The sequence below is a fragment of the Pseudomonas sp. 3A(2025) genome (assembly GCF_054589175.1).
Genome location: NZ_BAAILM010000113.1, coordinates 329,075 through 347,437 on the forward strand (window position 1 = coordinate 329,075; position 18,363 = coordinate 347,437).

Consider the following 18,363-nt stretch of genomic DNA (forward strand, 5'->3'; position numbering starts at 1 on the left):
CGAGAAATAGCCTGCGCAGGCAGTTTCCGTACAGAGCCTGATATCAAGGCCGCATATCATAGCGAATTTCGGTAAAACTGTACCAGCGCCTCGGCAAGATCGCGCCGTATGCCTTGCCGTTCACACCAGTCGGCGGCCTGTTGACGAAGTTGTGGCCAGTGTCTGGAAAAACGCTGCCAGTGCTCACCCAGCGCCTCGCCTGCGCTCCAGGCACGCCAGAAGCCGGCCAGGGCCTGCGCGGCCTCGACCGACAGCCCGGCGCTGTAAAGCTCGACGAACGCATCAAGCTTGGGCTCGTGGGCGTCGCCGTCCTGCTGATAGATATGCCAAAGCATCGGCCGCGCCGCCCATTGCGCACGCACAAACGAGTCTTCGCCGCGCACCACATTGAAATCGCAGCACCACAACAAGCGGTCATAATCTTGCTGACGAACGAACGGCACGACCTGTACGGTCAATGCACCGCGCCGACGAATGGCGCCCACCTCAAGATCCGCTTCACCCAGCCAGCGCTGCAAATCACCCAGAATTCGCCCCGGTGGTACCAGCAAGTGAGTGGCCTGCCCCTCGCCCGCCAGCGCATCCAGCCAACTGCCCAGATTCGGGTTTTCATAGGCGAACAACGAGATCAGCCGCGAACCTTCATCAGGCTGCACACCCAGACCTTGCAGAAAATCGCGCTGCGCCTGTAAATCGCCCTGAAAAGCCTGGCGCTGTTCGAGTATCCCCTGTTCACGCAACAGGCCGCCGGTGCGGTCGTTGAAGCCCGGAAAAAAGAAGAACTTCTTCAAGCCGTTGGCCTGGGGTGAAGGCAGGCCATGACAGCCGCTGACCCAGTCTTCGGCGCTCAGATAATCCAGATTCAGCCACAATGGCCTGGGCGTGCGTTGCAGCATCGCTTCGGTATAGGTCGGCGGCAGGCGACAGGCAAAGGCTTCGAGCACCACATCGGGCACCGTGACCGGCTGCCAGGGTTCGGCCCAATGACACACCTGTACGCCGGCGTGCCACTGCACGGCGGCTGCGCCATCGGCATCCGGGCACAAGCGCACGAATGCGGCCAGGTCGTTGATCCACAGACGCACAGCACAAGGGTGCTCGGCGACCAGTTGACGCGCCAGGCGCCAGGTGACGCCTACATCGCCATAGTTATCCACGACATCGCAGAAGATGTCCCAAGAGACTTGCATGGTGGCTCCACAAGGCCAGACGGCGAAAAAGCCGATTGTCCATAGATCAATGCGCTTGTACCAGCACCGCTCGTGGCACAATTGCCCCTGTCGTCCCGCGCCCGGAAGTGATCGCCATGCCGTCCTATAGCAGTCGCCGCGAAGTGTATGTCTCTCTCAAGCTGATTCTGTGCATTGCACTGGGTATCTGGCTCGGTGCCGTCGCCGTGGCCCTGACCGGCCTGCTGCTGTACAAGAGCTTGCCCGCCGAGCAGACCCAGGCGCTGCAAGCGGCAGCCGTCAGGCTGATCGCCCCGCCCGCCGCTCCTGCTGCAACACAACCTGACGCCTTGTTCGACAAATATCAGCAGAACCTGCGTGAAAACGAAGCGCGCCAGGCCCGTGAGTATGCCGACAGCCAGCGCAGGAATAACTTCAATCGTGCCAAGTGCGATTTCTGGATGCAGCAAGACCGCACCGCCCCGAGCGACAAGAGCCGCAACGGCATCAATGAATTCTGTGGATAGAGAATGAACAAGACTCACCTGCTGCAATTGATCACCGATCGTTTGCAGTTCGACCTGGACATCGCCCAGCGTGCGGCGCAGACCGCTTATGAAGCGGCGACCCATGAAGAAAATATCGCCGAGAACAAATACGACACACTAGGCCTTGAAGCCTCGTATCTGGCCGCAGGCCAAGCGCGCCGCGTCGACGAAATTCGCCAGTCGCTGGCGCTGTACCGCGCAGCGTCGGCCAAGCCCTTCGATGAGTCACGGGGTATTCAGGTGGGTGATCTGGTGACCCTCGAAAGCGCCAATGGCGAAACGCGCTACCTGTTTCTCGGCCCGGATGCCGCCGGTCTGAAGATCCATGTCGATGACTGCCTGATCACGGTCATCACTGCTCGGGCACCCTTGGGCCAGAGCCTGCTCGGCAAACTGCAAGACGATAGTGTCGAGATCGTGGTCAACGGCCAGCGTCAGGTGTTCGACATCACACAAGCGCTGTGACATGCCCCGCATTTACGGGCTTGCCGGTGTGCGGATTTTCTGGGTAAGGTGCGTCGTGGCCGTATGACGGGCTACATGACGGGACTATGTGATAGGGCTATGTGAAGGCGCAGTACAACAAGGACCTATACCCAAGGAGATTTTTCATGACGAACGTCATTGCATTCCCTGACGCCCATGAACGTGATCGCCTGAAGTCCAGCGACAGTCCGGCGTTGAGATACCTGAGCAAGAAAGAGCGACAGTTGATCGACCAGTTACGCCTGACCAGCCATGCAGGCCGTCAGTATGTGTATGAGTACGCAAACATCATGTACATGACACGGCCGCTACACCCCAACTGAAGCCGTCACAAGAGCCCCGCCTGGCGGCAGGGCTCTGCAGTACCGTATGACTTAGTGTGTCAGGGACCAGATCAGCGCCGAGATGGCCACGACGCCTGCAACCACGACGAACACGTTCGACAGCTTGCCAGCGTATTGACGCATGGCAGGTACCTTGCGGATGGCGTACATCGGCATCAGGAACAGCAGCACCGAAATGACCGGACCACCCAGGGTTTCGATCATGCGCAGGATACTGGGGTTGAGTGTGGCCACGATCCAGCACACCAGCAGCATGGCCAGCGCGGTCAGGCGATCCAGAGTCTTGGCGCCCGGGCGCAGGCCCGATTTGAGCACCAGGCCTTTCAAGCCCTCGCTGGCGCCGATGTAGTGGCCCAGGAACGATTTGGAAATTGCCACCAGGGCAATCAGCGGTGCAACCAGTGCGATGGTCGGATTGCTGAAGTGGTTGGCCAGGTAAGACAGGATCGACAGGTTCTGGTCCTTGGCTTCGGCCAGTTGCGCAGGCGACAGGGTAAAGACACAACTGAATACAAAGAACAGCACCATGAACACCATCAACAGGTGGGCACGGGACAGGATACGCGAGCTGCGCACTTCGGCCTGATCGCCATACAGGCGCTTCTGGTCGACGGCGAACGCCGAAATGATCGGCGTATGGTTGAACGAGAACACCATCACCGGAATGGCCAGCCACAGCGCGGGCAAAAAGCTTGAAGGCTCAGGCAGCGTGCTGGCAGTGCTGAGAATACCGCCGTTCCAGTGCGGAATCAGATACACCGACAGGAACAGCAACGAAACGATGAACGGATAGACCATCAGGCTCATGACCTTGACGATCACCCGCTCGCCACAACGTACCACTGCCAGCAGGCCGAGAATCAGCACGAAGGCCAGCAAGGCACGCGGTGGTGGCTCGATGTGCATCTGATGCTGCATGAAGCTGCTGACCGTATTGGTCAGGCCCACGCTGTAGATCAGCAGGATCGGGAAGATGGCAAAGAAGTACAGCAGGGTGATCATGGCGCCTGCGCCCTTGCCGAAGTGCTCCTCGACCACCTCGGTGATATCGCCACCGTTGCGGCCCGAGAGTACGAAGCGGGTCAGGCCGCGGTGCGCATAGAAGGTCATCGGAAACGCCAGCACGGCCAGGGCCAGCAGCGGCCAGAAGCCGCCCATGCCCGCGCTGATGGGCAGGAACAAGGTGCCAGCACCGATGGCGGTGCCGAACAGCCCGAGCATCCAGGTGGTGTCGTTACGATTCCACGCGGTACTGGCTGCGGGGGCTGCATCCAGGCGTTCTGCGACGCCATTGGCCTGATCGTTCATCCGGTCGTGTCTCCGTTGCCGGTTAGCGCAAAAGCAGAACACCGCGGTCATTGGCAGCGCGGCGCCCACCCTGAAAAACAGGGTCGCGATTTTCCGCGATCAGAAACGGAAAGCAAGGACTATCGGATCAAAAGCTCAACAATCATCGGATTTTGTGGCGATCATGCGCATTTAATTCACGCAAAATGCACACTAGTCGCACGATAAACGGTTATTCATGCAAGAATTTTGCACACTTTATCAAGCGTCCCGATCAGGAGCCGGTACATGCGTTACACCCAGAACCACAAGAGCCAGACCCACCAGAAAATCGTCAAGGAGGCGTCGGTGCGCTTTCGTCGCGATGGCATCGGGGCGACCGGTCTGCAGCCCTTGATGAAGGCCCTGGGGCTGACCCATGGCGGTTTTTATGCGCACTTCAAGTCCAAGGACGATTTGATCGAACAAGCGCTCAATTGCGCAGTCGACGAGATGCGCCAGCGCGTCGATGCGCTGCAAACAGCTGATAACCCGCTGCACGACTTCATTGATTTGTACCTGTCGGCCAAACATCGCGACAGCCCCGAGCAAGGCTGCCCGTTACCGACCCTGTGCGCCGAACTGGGCCAGCGCGAGCAGCCCAGCGCCTTGACCGATGAAGCTCTGGCGTTGCGCCTGGCCTTTATCGAACAACAGCTGCAAGGTCCTGATACGTCAGCCCGCAGCCTGATGATGTTCTCAACCCTGATCGGCGCCCTGGTACTGGCGCGCAGCGTGCAGGACCCGCAATTGTCCGAGCATATCCTGCAGACAGCCGCCGCCAGCCTCAAGCAAGAGGGTTAACTCCTCAGAGGCACCCTCAGGCGGTCCAGCGCCGTAACAACAGACTGGCGTTGACCCCGCCAAAGCCGAAGCCGTTGGACAAGGCGTACTCGATAGGCATCGAGCGTGCAGCACCGCGCACAATGTCTACACCTTGCGCCGCATCGTCAGGGTGATCGAGGTTCAGCGTCGCCGGAATAATCTGGTCACGAATGGCCAGAGCTGTAAACACCGCTTCAATGCCACCTGCCGCGCCCAACAGGTGGCCGGTAGCCGATTTGGTGGAAGTCACCGCCACCGCATTGTGTTCGCCAAACACCGCCTTGATCGCTGCGAGTTCGCCTTTATCGCCCACTGGCGTTGAGGTTGCATGGGCGTTGAGGTGCTGGATTTGCGCGGCCTGGATACCGGCCTGACGAATGGCGCAGCGCATCGCTCGTTGCGCACCACTGCCATCTTCAGGGCCTGCCGTGAGATGGTATGCGTCGGCGCTGGTGCCATACCCGACGATCTCGACAATCGGCGTAGCTCCCCGCGCAAGGGCATGTTCCAGCGACTCGATGACCAGCATGCCCGCCCCCTCGCCCATGACAAAACCATCACGGTCCTGATCGAAAGGCCTCGAGGCACGTTCAGGTGTCTCGTTGAAAGCGCTGGACAACGCCCTGGCAGCGGCAAACCCGGCCAGGCTGACCCGATCGATCGCTGCCTCTGCGCCGCCGCACAAGGCAATGTCGGCCTCACCGTCGCGAATCATCCGCGCCGCATCGCCAATCGCCTGCACACCGGCGGCACAGGCCGTCACCGGTGCCCCCAGCGGCCCTTTGAAACCATGCTGGATCGACACATGCCCGGCAGCCAGATTGACCAGAAACGACGGGATGGTGAACGGTGACAAACGCCGTGGGCCACGGTTGTCGGTAGTGCGTACCGCCTCGGCAATCGAGCCGAAGCCGCCGACACCGGAGCCGATCACTGTCGCGGTACGCTCCTGCTGCGATTCAGTTACTGCGACCCAGCCGGCCTGATTCAGCGCTTGTCGCGCGCCTGCCAGAGCAAACAGGATGAAGCGGTCCATCTTTTTCTGCTCTTTGGCAGACGCTGCCATTTCAGGGTCGAAGCCGGCTACGCTGTCTTCATCGATTCCGCGTACGCGCCCACCTACCTGGGTCGGCAGATCCCGCACGACGTCGTCAGGCAAGCGGACAATGCCCGACTGCCCGTCCAGCAAGCGCTGCCAGACCGTTTCAAGCCCGGTTCCCAATGGTGTTACCAGCCCCATGCCAGTTACCACGATGCGCCGCGTGCTCATATGAACCCCTTGACTGGGCCTTGATACGCTCAAGGCCTTGATATGTTGGTCATCATTTAAATATTAATATGTCGACCGACATTCAATGTGTCAAGGTGCAGATTCTCAGGGTGCAGACGCACAAAGGCCGATCACTGATCGGCCTTTGGTAACGTGTGTGGGGGGATGGATTTATTCGATGCTGACCCGATCGCGATTGCGATCCAGCAGGGTCTTGCCGACGCCTTTGACTTCAAGCAGCTCGTCGACCGAGGTAAAGCTGCCATTGGCTTCGCGGTAGGCCACGATCGCATTGGCCTTGTTGGCGCCGATGCCGGACAGGTTTTTTTGCAGGGTTTCGGCATCGGCCATGTTGATGTTGGTCTTGTCGACGGACTGCTGCGTCGCGGTTGTCGCAGCCTGCGTGGACGCGGCGGCTGGAGGCGTTGGCGAGTTCGCCATGGCGCCCATCGAGACAGTGGTCAGCACGGCCGCCAGAAGGGATGAAAACAAGGCATTACGCATAACAGGTACTCCGTAAGTTCACAGGTTCGAGGCAGCAGTCCAGTGCTGCCCTTGCAAACTAGTTCAATCCACGGGCCTGCGACAACGCCAGAGCGTGTCGGCGTATGTCCTTAAAAATGCTTACAAATCCCGCTTGAAACAGCCGGGTTTTTCAAGGTTCCTGACGACGCTCCTGATAAATCCAGTCAACGATTTCACCTTCGGGCGCATAACCGCTGACCGTATCGCGCAATAACTGGCGCACGGTGGTGTAGTCGTCGTTGTTGACGGCTGTCAGCAACCTTGTCAACAACACTTTCATGACCTCCCACGGCAGGTAATCTTCGCTGGCACTCATGATCATCGGGTGCTCGGTGGCCACGACATTGTCGCCAATCAGTAACTCTTCGTAGAGTTTCTCGCCGGGTCGCAGGCCGGTGAACTCGATGGAAATGTCGCCATGCGGGTTCTTTTCCGAACGGATGCTCAGCCCGGAAAGATGAATCATCTTCTCGGCCAGTTCGATGATCCTGACCGGCTCGCCCATGTCGAGTACAAACACATCACCGCCCTGCCCCATGGAGCCTGCCTGGATGACCAGTTGCGCGGCCTCCGGAATGGTCATGAAATACCGGGTAATCTTTGGATGAGTGACCGTCAGCGGGCCGCCCGACTGGATCTGCTTGTGAAACAGCGGAATCACCGAGCCCGAGGACCCCAGTACGTTACCGAAGCGGACCATGCTGAAACGGGTCTTGTTGACCTGATGCACATTGGACTGGTCGCCAAACATCACCGGTGCCGCCTCACGGCTCAGGGCCTGAAGGATCATTTCGGACAAGCGCTTGGTGCTGCCCATCACATTGGTAGGCCTGACGGCCTTGTCGGTCGAGATCAACACAAAGTTGGCGACCCCGGCCTGCAAGGCTGCCTGAGCAGTATTGAGGGTGCCGACCACGTTATTGACCACGCCTTCGGCGATGTTGTGCTCGACCATCGGCACGTGTTTGTAGGCGGCAGCGTGGTAGACCGTGTCGACCTTCCAGGTTTTCATGATGTCGACCAGCTTGGGGTGATTGCGCACCGACCCCAGTATGGGCAACAGCTTGACGGTCAACGACTCGCGATGGATGCGCTGCTCAAGCTCGCAGAGAATGGTGTAGAGGTTGAATTCGCTGTGGTCGAACAATAGCAACACGGTTGGCTTCAACAGCAGTATCTGTCGGCACAGCTCCGAACCGATGGAGCCACCTGCGCCCGTCACCAGCACGGTCTGCCCCTTGATGCAATGCTCCAGCAAGTTGTCCCGGGCCGGTACCGAATCACGGCCCAGCAAGTCGGCAATGTCGATTTCCTGCAAATCGTCGACCTTGACCCGACCTGCCGCCAGGTCCATGAAGCCAGGCACGCTGCGTACGTGCAGCGGAAATCCTTCGAGATAACCCAGGACTTCACGGCGCCGGCCGCGGGTCGAGGATGGAATCGCCAGGAGGATTTCCTGGGCGCCGGTGACCTCGATCATGCGCTGGATATGCCGGGGCTTGTAGACCTGCAAGCCAGAAATGACCCGATTGGAAATCGACTCGTCATCGTCGATAAAAGCCACAGGACGCATCAGACGCCCCATGCGCAGCGCGGCGACCAACTGGTTGCCGGCGGCACCGGCGCCATAGATCGCTACCTTGCGCAGACCATCGTCGCGATTGGCGAAAGGCACATGCTGCACTGCAGCGAACCAGTCACCGAGAAAATACTGGCGCATCGCCAGGCGCAGACCGCCGATCATGACCATGCTCAGCCACCAGTAGTTGAACATGATCGAGCGCGGCACGATCTGCTGATGATTGCTGTAGGCATAGACCATGCAGCCCAGGATCAAGGCAGACAAGGTTACGGCCTTGATGATGGCGATCAGCGCATCGTTGCCAAAATAGCGCATCACCGCCCGGTACATACCGAAACGAATGAACAACGGGATGGCGACCACCGGCGCACTGATAAACAGCCAGGTGTGCTTCTCCAGGGGGTTGATCAGGTCATCGATTCCCAGGCGAACCAGAAACGACGCCCACAGGGCAATCCAGACCAGCAAAACATCGGTCGAGACCTGAATTATTCGCTTTTGCCGACGCGGCAGCGCCAACAGAAAAGCTCGCAATTTGTCCATGACTCCCTCAACCAATCCCTTTCACCTCTTTTGAGTCGTCCCTGCGAACCTCTACTTTAGAAATACGCAGATACGATTTGACAATCTATATGAAAAAGCCCAATCCCGTCGGGTCAATTACCCTCGGCCCGACCTGCGTCGAACTTCCAGGCCAGCGCCACCAGTGGCACATACGCCAGCACTACACCCGCAAGCCCGTCGATCCAGCCCAGTGCCACGGCAAAGGCCCATGGCAGCAGCCAGCCAATATTGATGATGGCGACCGCCAGAGTCACCGGCAGATGACTGCCGTAATGACGCGAGGCGAACTGATAAGCATGGCTGCGATGCGCCTGATACACCTTCTCGCCACGCAGCAGACGCCGCAACAAGGTCAGCGTGGCATCGACCACAAAGCTTCCCAGCAAAATCAGCCAGGCCCAGAACAGCAATGGCGATGCCCAGGCGGCCTGCAATGACAGCACGCCCAGTGCAATACCCAGAAAACCACTGCCCGCATCGCCCATGAAGATTCGCGCTGGCGGGAAGTTCCAGTACAGAAAGCCCGATACAGACGCTGCCAGTAACGCAGGCGCAGCAATCAGAGCACCAAAACCTGCGACCGAATAGATAAGACAAGCGCCAACGCAAACTGTTACCGCTTCGACACTGGCAATGCCATCAATTCCGTCCATGAAGTTGTAGAGGTTGAGCATCCACACCAGATAAAAAGCCGCCAGAATCGCCCCCACCCAGCCCGACTCCAGCCGCCAGCCAAGAATGTCCAGCGGTGCCAGCCCTCCCAGCCAGAACAATGCCCAGGCCGCCGCCGCAAAATGCCCCAGCAAACGCCAGCGCGCAGCGATATGACCGTGGTCATCCATGAAGCCGATGACTGCAACCAGACCGCCCCCCCCGATCATGGCCAGCGCGAAATCGCCGCCAACCAGCCCGCCGGCGCCCAGCAGAGCAACAGCCAATACAAAGGCGATCACGATTGACACACCACCGCCCCGCGGAGTGGGTATGGAGTGCGAGCTGCGCGCATTGGGAATGTCCATGAGGCTTCTGGACAAGGCATAGCGCCGGACCACTGCGGTCAACGACAGGGATAACAGGGCAATCGCGACGACCCACAACCACTCAAGCATGTTTTTTGTGTTCCAGATAATAAGCGGCCGTTTCACTCATCGCTTGATCGATGCCGACAGGCGGCGTCCAGTCGAGAAGCGTACGAGTCTTGTCGATATCAACTTGCAGCGAACTGCACAAACGTTGTGAAAATGCGCGCTTGCCCAGCAGCGTGGCGAGGCCGGCAAGCAACCACACCGGCACCGGGAGCAAACGAGCAGGCTTGCCAAGCGCCCTGGCCATACGCTGCAACAACTGCGTAGTGGACAGGTCATGGCCGTCGCTGACCAGAAAGGTCTGATTGGCCGCGCGCGGATGATCGATACACCTCACCACCAGGTCCACCAGGTTGGCCAGCGCAACCAGGCTACGGCGATTATCGATAGCCCCCAGCGGCAGGGGTATGCCTTTGTCCAGCCAGCGCATCATGTTCAGAAAGTTGGCCTTGACCCCAGGGCCATAGACCAGCACTGGGCGCACAATGACCACCTCCATCGCGGTCCGCCCGGCCAGCTCGCGCAAGCCTTGTTCAGCGTCCCGCTTGGACGCCCCGTAAGGGTCCAGCGGCCGGGCACAGTCATCGGCCTTGAACGGCAAGCCCAAGGGCGAATGCTCGCCATTGACCTTGATCGAACTGATGAAAATGAACCGCTTGACCCCGGCCTTTGCAGCGTGTTCGGCCAGATTCAGGGTGGCTGCAACATTGTCGCGCACGTAGTGCGCTTCAGCATCGGCAGCCGTTTCGTGCAGAACATGCACGCGGGCTGCGCAGTGAATAACCACATCGCAGTCCGCCACAAGCGCCTGCCATTGATTGTGCGGTGAAAGATCGCCCACCCTGACAACTTCAATGCGTGTATCGGCCTGGGGGTAATCACGACGAACCGCAACACGGACTCGATGCGAAGTAGTGTCCACAAGATGTCGAACGATTGCACTTCCGACAAAGCCTGTTGCACCAGTGACCGCAATAGAAACAGGCAGGCCTGTCATGCGTTGCCTTTCATTATTTCGACCCACGACTTGAAGTTCATTTGAAACAGTGCGGCCAGTCTAGCATCAACGCCTCTCGGCGAACGGTCTTTCGCAGCGCAGTAGCGCATGGCCAGCCACCCCTGAACACAACGAACGATTGCTGACAGAACGATACAAACCTGGAGGCCCTGGCACCGACAAAATAGTTGATTCGTACGCAAGGAAAATACTTAGTTGAATGTAGGTTATATCCTACGGATCGATTTCATTAAACTTCCACACGTATCACCCTTAACTATGCCAAGGCTCTTTATCACGGCCCGGAATCAATAACTCAAGCGCTCTGTTGTGCTGGCGATAGACACGGACAAGGCGTTGCCCCAACGCCTTCTTGGCCGCACTTTCACCGTGCACCAGACGTATCTGGCCAGGCCATTGCGCCATGCCGGTCACGAATGATAACAAGCCCTGTTGATCCGCATGTGCAGAGTAGCCGGCAACGGTACAGACACCGGCACGAATGTCGTAAGACACACCCTCCAGTTCGACGCGCCCAGGCTCGCTTGCCTGCTCTTGAGCCTGAATGACCCGACCCGGTGTGCCCTTGGCCTGGTAGCCGACGAATACGATAGTGTGCCGGGAATCACCCAGCATGGCCTTGAGGTAATTGACGATTCGCCCTCCTGAACACATGCCACTGCCCGCAATCACAATGGCCGGACGCGCTGTACTGGCCAGATAGTTAACCGTTTTCACATGTTGCGTATGACCGTCGACAGTCACCATCTGATCAAAACCCAGCGACGCTCGCCCTTCAGCCAGTCGTTGTTGAGCCCCAGGATCCCAGTCGGCATGAAACGCACGATAGACCTTGGTAAAACGACTGGCCAACGGCGAATCAAGGATCACCGGCAGTTGCGCCCAATCGATGAGTGCCCCAGGCGCTGCGCCTTGCTGTGCGGCACTCACAGGACTCACTAGTGCTTTACGACGCAGAATGTCTTCGAGCTCGTACAACAACTCCTGAGTACGCCCGATACTGAACGACGGCAGCAGCACAGTGCCTCCGTCTTCCAGGGCCCGATCAATAGCCCGCTCCAGACGCGCCTGCCGCTGGGTGCGGTCTGCGTGGAGCCGGTCACCATAGGTACTTTCCAGAACCAGAACATCGGCGTATTCCGGCGAACGCGGGCTACGCAGAATAGGCGTATGACAAGCGCCAAGATCACCGGAAAACACCACCCGCTCTTCCCGACCTTCCAGGGGGTATTGCAGGTCACATTCGACATAGGCCGAGCCCAAAATATGACCGGCACGCTGCAAGCGCAAACGGCACCGCAGCGAGGCCGTATCGACCATGGTGAACCAGCGCTCGAACGGCAAGGCGACGATCCTGCGCCGCAGGACCTCCAGGAAACGCTTCGCGTCCTGGCTGTCATGGGCATAACCATGCTTGAGCACATCCTCCATGACCAGAGGCAACAGCCTGGCAGAAGCATCGCTGCACAAAATCGGCCCCTTGAAGCCTGACGCCATGAGCTCGGGCAGTCGACCGACATGATCGTTATGGACATGAGTGATGATCACTGCCTTGAGCGTCGCCGGTATGACGCCCAGCGCGTCAGGGTTCACCACGTCATTATCGGCTCCGCAATCGATCAGCAGGCTGTGCTGCGAATCCACGAACAGTTGATGACAAGAGCCCGTCACGCGCAGGGTCGCGCCGTGATGAAGAATATGCGGATAGTGCATTCAGTGACCTCATCATGGGGACCCCGCCATCAGGATTTCAGGCAGATCCGCTGAAACCTCGGCAGGCAGGTTTCGCAATAGAAGAGGCGCATTTTGCATGGAGGGAGCGAGTTTTCAAGCAAAGGAAAACTTCAACTCAAGACAGTGAACCCTGCCAGATTGGCGAAGTATGCCGGCGATAGGGCCATGAAGAGCGCAAATAAACTTCAACTACAAAGCAAACAGAAATTTCCATCTCACATGAAAGAAAAATCCTACACAACGAGATGAAAAATCTCGCAGGGCGCCAGATAAAATCTTACAACAGCCTGCAAGGCAAGCAGGCTCAATGTAAACAGCCAGTAGCTGTATCAGGCAGAACGCGTGGAAACCACAGATTTTTTTCTCAGCCCGGCAAACCACGCAAGCAGCGGGCCGATCAGCATGCCCAAAAGCAAGGCAAGGATAACGGGAACCGCCAGGGACAATTGCGGAGCTGACCAGCCAAAGAATGTCAGGCCGACAAGCTGGCGATTCTCCAGGACGAATACAGCGGTGACTGCAATCAGCAACAACAGGATCGCAACCGAAAAGACTCTTTTAAACGTGCGCATCGACTAATCCCTCTCTGCGTGGACAAAGTCCTCTTCATCCTCGTTCACCCGGTCACGCAACTCCTTGCCCGGCTTGAAGTGAGGAACGAACTTGCCGTCCAGACTGACCGACTGACCGGTCTTTGGGTTACGCCCCAGACGAGGGGCCCGGTAATGCAATGAGAAGCTGCCAAAACCCCGGATCTCGATACGATCGCCAGTGGCCAGGCATTGAGACATTTGCTCAAGCATGGTCTTGATGGCCAGCTCGACATCCTTGGATGAAAGCAGCCCCTGATGGGTGACAATTCGTTCGATCAACTCCGACTTCGTCATAATTTTCCCTTCTTTTTCAAGCAGCTAGATCAGCGCTTCAAAGGTTTTAGCATGACCGGATGAATTTGAACAGCCTGCATCTTGACTTATGTGAAGCATCTCAACCCTGAAAATCCAGGCGATCAGAGCACGACTTACGGCAGCTTGCGGCCTGCCAGCATTTGCAGTGCAGCCTGAGCGCCTGAAAAAGGATCAGGGGAGCAAGAGAAAAAGTGACTAAACATTTCTGACGCCCACAAAAAAGGGCGACCGAAGTCGCCCTTTTTCTCAGCGGTAAAGCAGAACTTAGTTCTGTTTTTCCATCTGGGCACGCAGCAGATCACCAATGGTGGTCGGACCGGTGCTTTCAGCTACTTCAGGCTTGTTGCGCAGGCTCTGAATAGCTTCTTTCTCTTCTTCGACGTCTTTCGACTTGATCGACAGGCTGATTACGCGGCTCTTGCGGTCAACACTGATGATCTTCGCTTCGATCTCTTCGCCTTCTTTCAGGACGTTACGCGCGTCTTCAACGCGGTCGCGGCTGATTTCGGAAGCTTTCAGAGTCGCTTCGATGTCATCGGCCAGGGTGACGATAGCGCCCTTGGCGTCAACTTCTTTCACGATACCGCGAACGATAGCGCCTTTGTCATTGACAGTGACGTACTCGGAGAACGGATCGCTTTCCAGTTGCTTGATACCCAGGGAGATGCGCTCGCGCTCCGGGTCAACCGACAGGATGACGGTGTCCAGCTCGTCGCCCTTCTTGAAGCGACGAACGGCTTCTTCACCGGCTTCGTTCCAGGAGATGTCGGACAGGTGAACCAGACCGTCGATGCCGCCGTCCAGACCAATGAAGATACCGAAATCGGTGATCGACTTGATGGTGCCGGAGATACGGTCGCCCTTGTTGAACTGGCCAGAGAAGTCTTCCCACGGGTTGGACTTGCACTGTTTGATGCCCAGGGAGATACGACGACGCTCTTCGTCGATGTCCAGAACCATGACTTCCACTTCGTCGCCAACCTGAACGACTTTCGAAGGGTGGATGTTCTTGTTGGTCCAGTCCATTTCGGAAACGTGCACCAGACCTTCCACGCCTTCTTCCAGCTCTGCGAAGCAGCCGTAGTCGGTCAGGTTGGTAACGCGTGCAGTCACGCGGGTGCTCTCTGGGTAACGAGCCTTGATAGCAACCCATGGGTCTTCGCCCAGTTGCTTCAGACCCAGGGAAACACGATTGCGCTCGCGATCGTACTTCAGAACCTTGACATCGATCTCGTCGCCAACATTGACGATTTCCGATGGATGCTTGATACGCTTCCAGGCCATGTCGGTGATGTGCAGCAGGCCATCGACGCCACCCAGGTCCACGAACGCGCCGTAGTCGGTGAGGTTTTTGACGATACCTTTGACTTGCTGACCTTCCTGCAAGGATTCCAGCAGAGCTTCACGCTCGGCGCTGTTCTCGGCTTCCAGGACACTGCGACGGGAAACGACAACGTTGTTGCGCTTCTGGTCCAGCTTGATGACCTTGAACTCGAGCTCTTTGCCTTCCAGGTGCGTGGTGTCGCGCACTGGACGGACGTCGACCAGCGAACCCGGCAGGAACGCACGGATGCCGTTGACGTCGACGGTGAAACCGCCCTTGACCTTGCCGTTGATAACGCCCTTGACCACTTCTTCAGCGGCGAAAGCTGCTTCCAGAACAATCCAGCACTCGGCGCGCTTGGCTTTCTCGCGGGACAGCTTGGTTTCGCCAAAGCCGTCTTCGACCGCGTCCAGCGCTACGTGAACTTCGTCACCGACCTTGATGGTCAGCTCGCCCGCATCGTTGTAGAACTGCTCGAGCGGGATGACGCCTTCGGACTTCAGACCGGCGTGTACAGTTACCCAGTCGCCGTCGATGTCGACAACGATACCGGTAATGATTGCGCCTGGCTGAAGGTTCAGGGTTTTCAGGCTTTCTTCAAAAAGTTCTGCAAAGCTTTCGCTCATTTTAATTCCTGTTGATCAAGGGCGAAGAATACGCCCATCTGCCACGTTCCAGACCACGTGGGTTTCGTTCATATAAGAGATGCCTGCGGGACGTTGTCTGGTCCCCCGCAAGACGTCTTGGTCATCCGGCGATGTCGCGTAGCGCGACTTCGCTCAGGATGCGTTGCAGCACCTGCTCGATGGACAATTCCGTGGAATCCAGCTGAATGGCGTCGTGCGCTGGTTTGAGCGGCGCAACCGCTCGCTGGGTGTCACGCTCGTCGCGGACACGTATCTCATCTAGCAGACTCGTAAGACTAACATCATCACCCTTGGCCTTCAACTGCAGGTAACGGCGACGCGCACGTTCTTCAGCACTGGCGGTCAGAAAAATCTTCAAGGGTGCGTCAGGAAAAACCACGGTTCCCATGTCCCGGCCATCGGCCACCAGGCCCGGCGCCTCTTGAAACGCCCGCTGGCGCTGCAGCAAGGCATCGCGCACCGCCGGCAACGAGGCCACCTGCGAGGCACCGCTACCGACCTGCTCGTTGCGGATGGCCTGGGTCACTTCGTCGCCTTCCAGGATAATACGCTGGCCCTGGCCGTTTTCGCCGGCAACGAACTGCACATCCAGATGCGCCGCGAGCAATTTGAGCGCTTCTTCATTGGTCAGGTCGACCCCATGATTGCTCGCTGCAAACGCCAGCAGGCGGTACAACGCACCGGAATCGAGCAGGCACCAGCCCAACTGGCTGGCCAGCAAACCTGCAATGGTGCCCTTGCCCGAACCGCTGGGTCCGTCGATGGTAATAACAGGTGCTTTGATCTTCACGATGGGTCCTCTTGCGCAACAGACATACCGACTTGAGCGCACAGCGCCAGGAAATTGGGAAAGGATGTCGCGACATTGGCACAGCCACGAATCCGGATCGGCGCCGCTGCCCGCAAGGCGGCAACACTGAAAGCCATGGCAACACGATGATCGCCATGAGCATTGATGTCGCCGCCCGCGAGCGCGCCACCTTCGATAATGATGCCATCGGCCGTAGGCTGGGCATTGATCCCCAGCACCTGCAAGCCGTCGGCCATCAGCTGGATACGATCGGAGTCTCTACCGCGCAATACCTGGGCGCCGCGCAAGACCGTGCAGCCACGGGCGCAGGCGGCCGCAATGAACAACACCGGAAATTCGTCGACAGCCAGCGGCACCAGCGCCTCGGGAATGTTGATTCCGACCAGCGGCGCCGAGCGCACCCGAATGTCAGCCACGGGCTCGCCGCCCACTTGCCGGACGTTTTCCAGGCCAATATCGGCGCCCATCAGGCGCAGAATATCGATGACCCCGGTGCGGGTTGGATTAACACCAACATGTTCAAGCAATAGCTCACAGCCTTCGCCGATGGAAGCCGCCACCATGAAGAACGCCGCCGAAGAAATATCCCCCGGCACCTCGATATGTGCAGCCTGCAAGCGATGCCCCGACTCGACAGTGACTCGACCTTCGCTGCGCTCCAGCGGATAGCCAAAGCCTTGCAGCAACCGCTCGGTATGGTCACGGGTCGCAGCCGGCTCATTCACGACGGTACGGCCCTCGGCGTACAACCCGGCCAGCAACAGGCAGGACTTGACCTGCGCACTGGCCAACGGCGATTCGCACACCTGTCCGACCAGTTGCCGCCCACCACGGATGACCAGCGGCGCACAGCCTCCGGCGTCAGTCTCGATGACGGCGCCCATGGCCTGCAGCGGCTCGACCACGCGACTCATCGAACGCCTGGACAAGGTCGCATTGCCGGTCAGGGTGCTGTCGAAGCTCTGCGCTGCCAGAAGACCGGACAGCAGTCGCATCGAGGTCCCGGAATTGCCCAGATAGATCGGCCCCGGCGCGGATTTCAAACCATGCAGGCCGACCCCATGAATCGTCACCCGACCATGGTGGGGCCCCTCGATGACCACGCCCATGTCACGGAACGCCTGCAAGGTCGCCAAGGCATCTTCGCCCTCGACGAACCCTTCGACCTCGGTAGTGCCTTCGGCCAGCGAGCCAAAAATGATCGCTCGATGGGAAATGGACTTATCGCCCGGCACCCGCAAGCAGCCATTGACCTGACTGCCGGGGCTGGCGACAAACACCCGATCGACCTCAGCCTGCGGCTCTACATACGCGCGCCGGGCGAGAATCTTGCCGAAATGCTCACGCGCCATGCGCGCCCGCGTGAAGACCCCGAGCAACTGATGCCCGTCACCGGCCTCGACCGCTTCACGCAGGTCATCCAGGTCACTGCGGTAGAGGTCCAGCGTGCGCAATACCGCCTCGCGGTTGGCCAGAAAGATGTCGTGCCACATCACAGGATCGCTGCCGGCAATCCGGGTAAAGTCGCGAAAGCCACCCGCCGCATAGCGGAAGATTTCCAGGTTCTCGTTACGCTTGGCCAGCGAATCCACCAGGTTGAACGCCAGCAAATGCGGCAGATGACTGGTCGCCGCCAACACCTCATCATGCCGTTCGACGCGCATGTGCTCGACATCGGCGCCTAACGCAGCCCACAGTCGATGCACCACACTGACCGCTTGAGGATCGGTGTCCGGCAACGGCGTGAGAATCACCTTATGGCGGCGAAACAGCTCGGCATTGGAAGCCTCGACCCCACTCTGTTCGGACCCGGCAATCGGATGCCCCGGCACGAAGCGCACAGGCATGGCACCAAAGGCCTGCTGTGCTGCACGCACCACATTGCCCTTGGCACTGCCGACGTCGGTGAGAATGGCATTGCCCAGATCAAGGGGCGCCAACCGGGCCAGCACTTTTTCCATGGCCAGGATCGGCACCGCCAGCTGGATCACATCAGCGCCGCAACAGGCACTGGCCAGATCCGCCTCACAGCGGTCGACCACCCCCAGCTCGACGGCCAGATGCCGCGACTGCGGGTCCAGATCGACACCAACCACCTCACGACACAACCCGCTCTGCCGAATGCCCTTGGCAAAGGAGCCGCCGATCAGGCCGAGTCCGACCACCACCAGGCGACCGATCAACGGCCCGCTCGATT

General features: G+C 58.7%; 17 protein-coding genes. 4 read left to right on the top strand and 13 right to left on the bottom strand.

Annotated features, from left to right (window positions below):
- Window positions 1–56: 56 nt before the first annotated feature.
- Window positions 57–1,190 carry an elongation factor P maturation arginine rhamnosyltransferase EarP gene (gene earP, locus ACYP2A_RS28130; protein ID WP_459749196.1) on the bottom strand — a complete coding sequence of 378 codons (1,134 nt, stop codon included), beginning with the start codon at window positions 1,188–1,190 and terminating at the stop codon, window positions 57–59.
- 116 nt (window positions 1,191–1,306) lie between these two features.
- Here earP and ACYP2A_RS28135 point away from each other — a divergent pair, with 116 nt between their 5' ends.
- From ACYP2A_RS28135 to ACYP2A_RS28145, 3 genes are all read left to right on the top strand, one after another.
- Entirely contained in the window at window positions 1,307–1,696 is a 390-nt protein-coding gene (locus ACYP2A_RS28135) for a hypothetical protein (RefSeq protein WP_459749197.1), read from the top strand.
- A 3-nt stretch (window positions 1,697–1,699) separates the two neighbouring features.
- Window positions 1,700–2,182: a GreA/GreB family elongation factor gene (locus ACYP2A_RS28140; protein WP_459749198.1), complete on the top strand. Its 483-nt coding sequence runs from the start codon at window positions 1,700–1,702 to the stop codon at window positions 2,180–2,182.
- Between the two features lie 146 nt (window positions 2,183–2,328).
- Entirely contained in the window at window positions 2,329–2,526 is a 198-nt protein-coding gene (locus tag ACYP2A_RS28145; RefSeq protein WP_459749199.1) for a hypothetical protein, read from the top strand.
- A gap of 51 nt (window positions 2,527–2,577) precedes the next feature.
- Here ACYP2A_RS28145 and ACYP2A_RS28150 read toward each other — a convergent pair whose 3' ends face one another.
- On the bottom strand, window positions 2,578–3,855 hold the full coding sequence (locus ACYP2A_RS28150) for a serine/threonine transporter (RefSeq protein ID WP_459749200.1): 1,278 nt from the start codon (window positions 3,853–3,855) through the stop codon (window positions 2,578–2,580).
- Window positions 3,856–4,122: 267 nt separating this feature from the next.
- On the opposite strand from ACYP2A_RS28150, the gene ACYP2A_RS28155 reads away from it, so the two are divergent.
- Window positions 4,123–4,677, top strand: coding sequence for a TetR/AcrR family transcriptional regulator (locus ACYP2A_RS28155; RefSeq protein WP_459749201.1), 555 nt, complete (start codon window positions 4,123–4,125; stop codon window positions 4,675–4,677).
- A gap of 16 nt (window positions 4,678–4,693) precedes the next feature.
- Here the strand turns inward: ACYP2A_RS28155 and fabF are convergent, their stop codons facing one another.
- From fabF to ACYP2A_RS28210, 11 genes are all read right to left on the bottom strand, one after another.
- Window positions 4,694–5,968 carry a beta-ketoacyl-ACP synthase II gene (fabF, locus tag ACYP2A_RS28160; RefSeq protein ID WP_459749202.1) on the bottom strand — a complete coding sequence of 425 codons (1,275 nt, stop codon included), beginning with the start codon at window positions 5,966–5,968 and terminating at the stop codon, window positions 4,694–4,696.
- Window positions 5,969–6,139: 171 nt separating this feature from the next.
- Window positions 6,140–6,472, bottom strand: a complete 333-nt coding sequence (locus tag ACYP2A_RS28165) for a ComEA family DNA-binding protein (RefSeq protein ID WP_459749203.1) — start codon at window positions 6,470–6,472, stop codon at window positions 6,140–6,142.
- A gap of 151 nt (window positions 6,473–6,623) precedes the next feature.
- The gene (locus ACYP2A_RS28170; RefSeq protein WP_459749204.1) at window positions 6,624–8,618 is read right to left on the bottom strand and encodes a polysaccharide biosynthesis protein; all 1,995 of its coding nucleotides are present in this window, start codon (window positions 8,616–8,618) and stop codon (window positions 6,624–6,626) included.
- 113 nt (window positions 8,619–8,731) lie between these two features.
- A complete protein-coding gene (locus ACYP2A_RS28175; RefSeq protein WP_459749205.1) occupies window positions 8,732–9,748 on the bottom strand; it encodes an MraY family glycosyltransferase in 1,017 nt (338 codons plus the stop codon).
- On the bottom strand, window positions 9,741–10,721 hold the full coding sequence (locus ACYP2A_RS28180) for a UDP-glucose 4-epimerase family protein (RefSeq protein ID WP_459749206.1): 981 nt from the start codon (window positions 10,719–10,721) through the stop codon (window positions 9,741–9,743). Before ACYP2A_RS28180 ends, ACYP2A_RS28175 begins: the two co-directional genes overlap by 8 nt.
- A gap of 273 nt (window positions 10,722–10,994) precedes the next feature.
- Window positions 10,995–12,455: an MBL fold metallo-hydrolase gene (locus ACYP2A_RS28185; RefSeq protein WP_459749207.1), complete on the bottom strand. Its 1,461-nt coding sequence runs from the start codon at window positions 12,453–12,455 to the stop codon at window positions 10,995–10,997.
- A gap of 350 nt (window positions 12,456–12,805) precedes the next feature.
- Entirely contained in the window at window positions 12,806–13,048 is a 243-nt protein-coding gene (locus ACYP2A_RS28190) for a lipopolysaccharide assembly protein LapA domain-containing protein (protein WP_459749208.1), read from the bottom strand.
- A 3-nt stretch (window positions 13,049–13,051) separates the two neighbouring features.
- Window positions 13,052–13,363 (bottom strand): integration host factor subunit beta, encoded by a 312-nt coding sequence (ihfB, locus tag ACYP2A_RS28195; RefSeq protein WP_459749209.1) that lies wholly within the window; start codon window positions 13,361–13,363, stop codon window positions 13,052–13,054.
- A 285-nt stretch (window positions 13,364–13,648) separates the two neighbouring features.
- Entirely contained in the window at window positions 13,649–15,334 is a 1,686-nt protein-coding gene (gene rpsA / locus ACYP2A_RS28200; RefSeq protein WP_459749210.1) for a 30S ribosomal protein S1, read from the bottom strand.
- Window positions 15,335–15,455: 121 nt separating this feature from the next.
- Entirely contained in the window at window positions 15,456–16,145 is a 690-nt protein-coding gene (cmk, locus tag ACYP2A_RS28205) for a (d)CMP kinase (protein ID WP_459749211.1), read from the bottom strand.
- The gene (locus tag ACYP2A_RS28210; RefSeq protein ID WP_459749827.1) at window positions 16,142–18,349 is read right to left on the bottom strand and encodes a bifunctional prephenate dehydrogenase/3-phosphoshikimate 1-carboxyvinyltransferase; all 2,208 of its coding nucleotides are present in this window, start codon (window positions 18,347–18,349) and stop codon (window positions 16,142–16,144) included. The genes cmk and ACYP2A_RS28210 overlap by 4 nt, the downstream gene beginning before the upstream one ends.
- Between the last annotated feature and the right edge of the window lie 14 nt (window positions 18,350–18,363).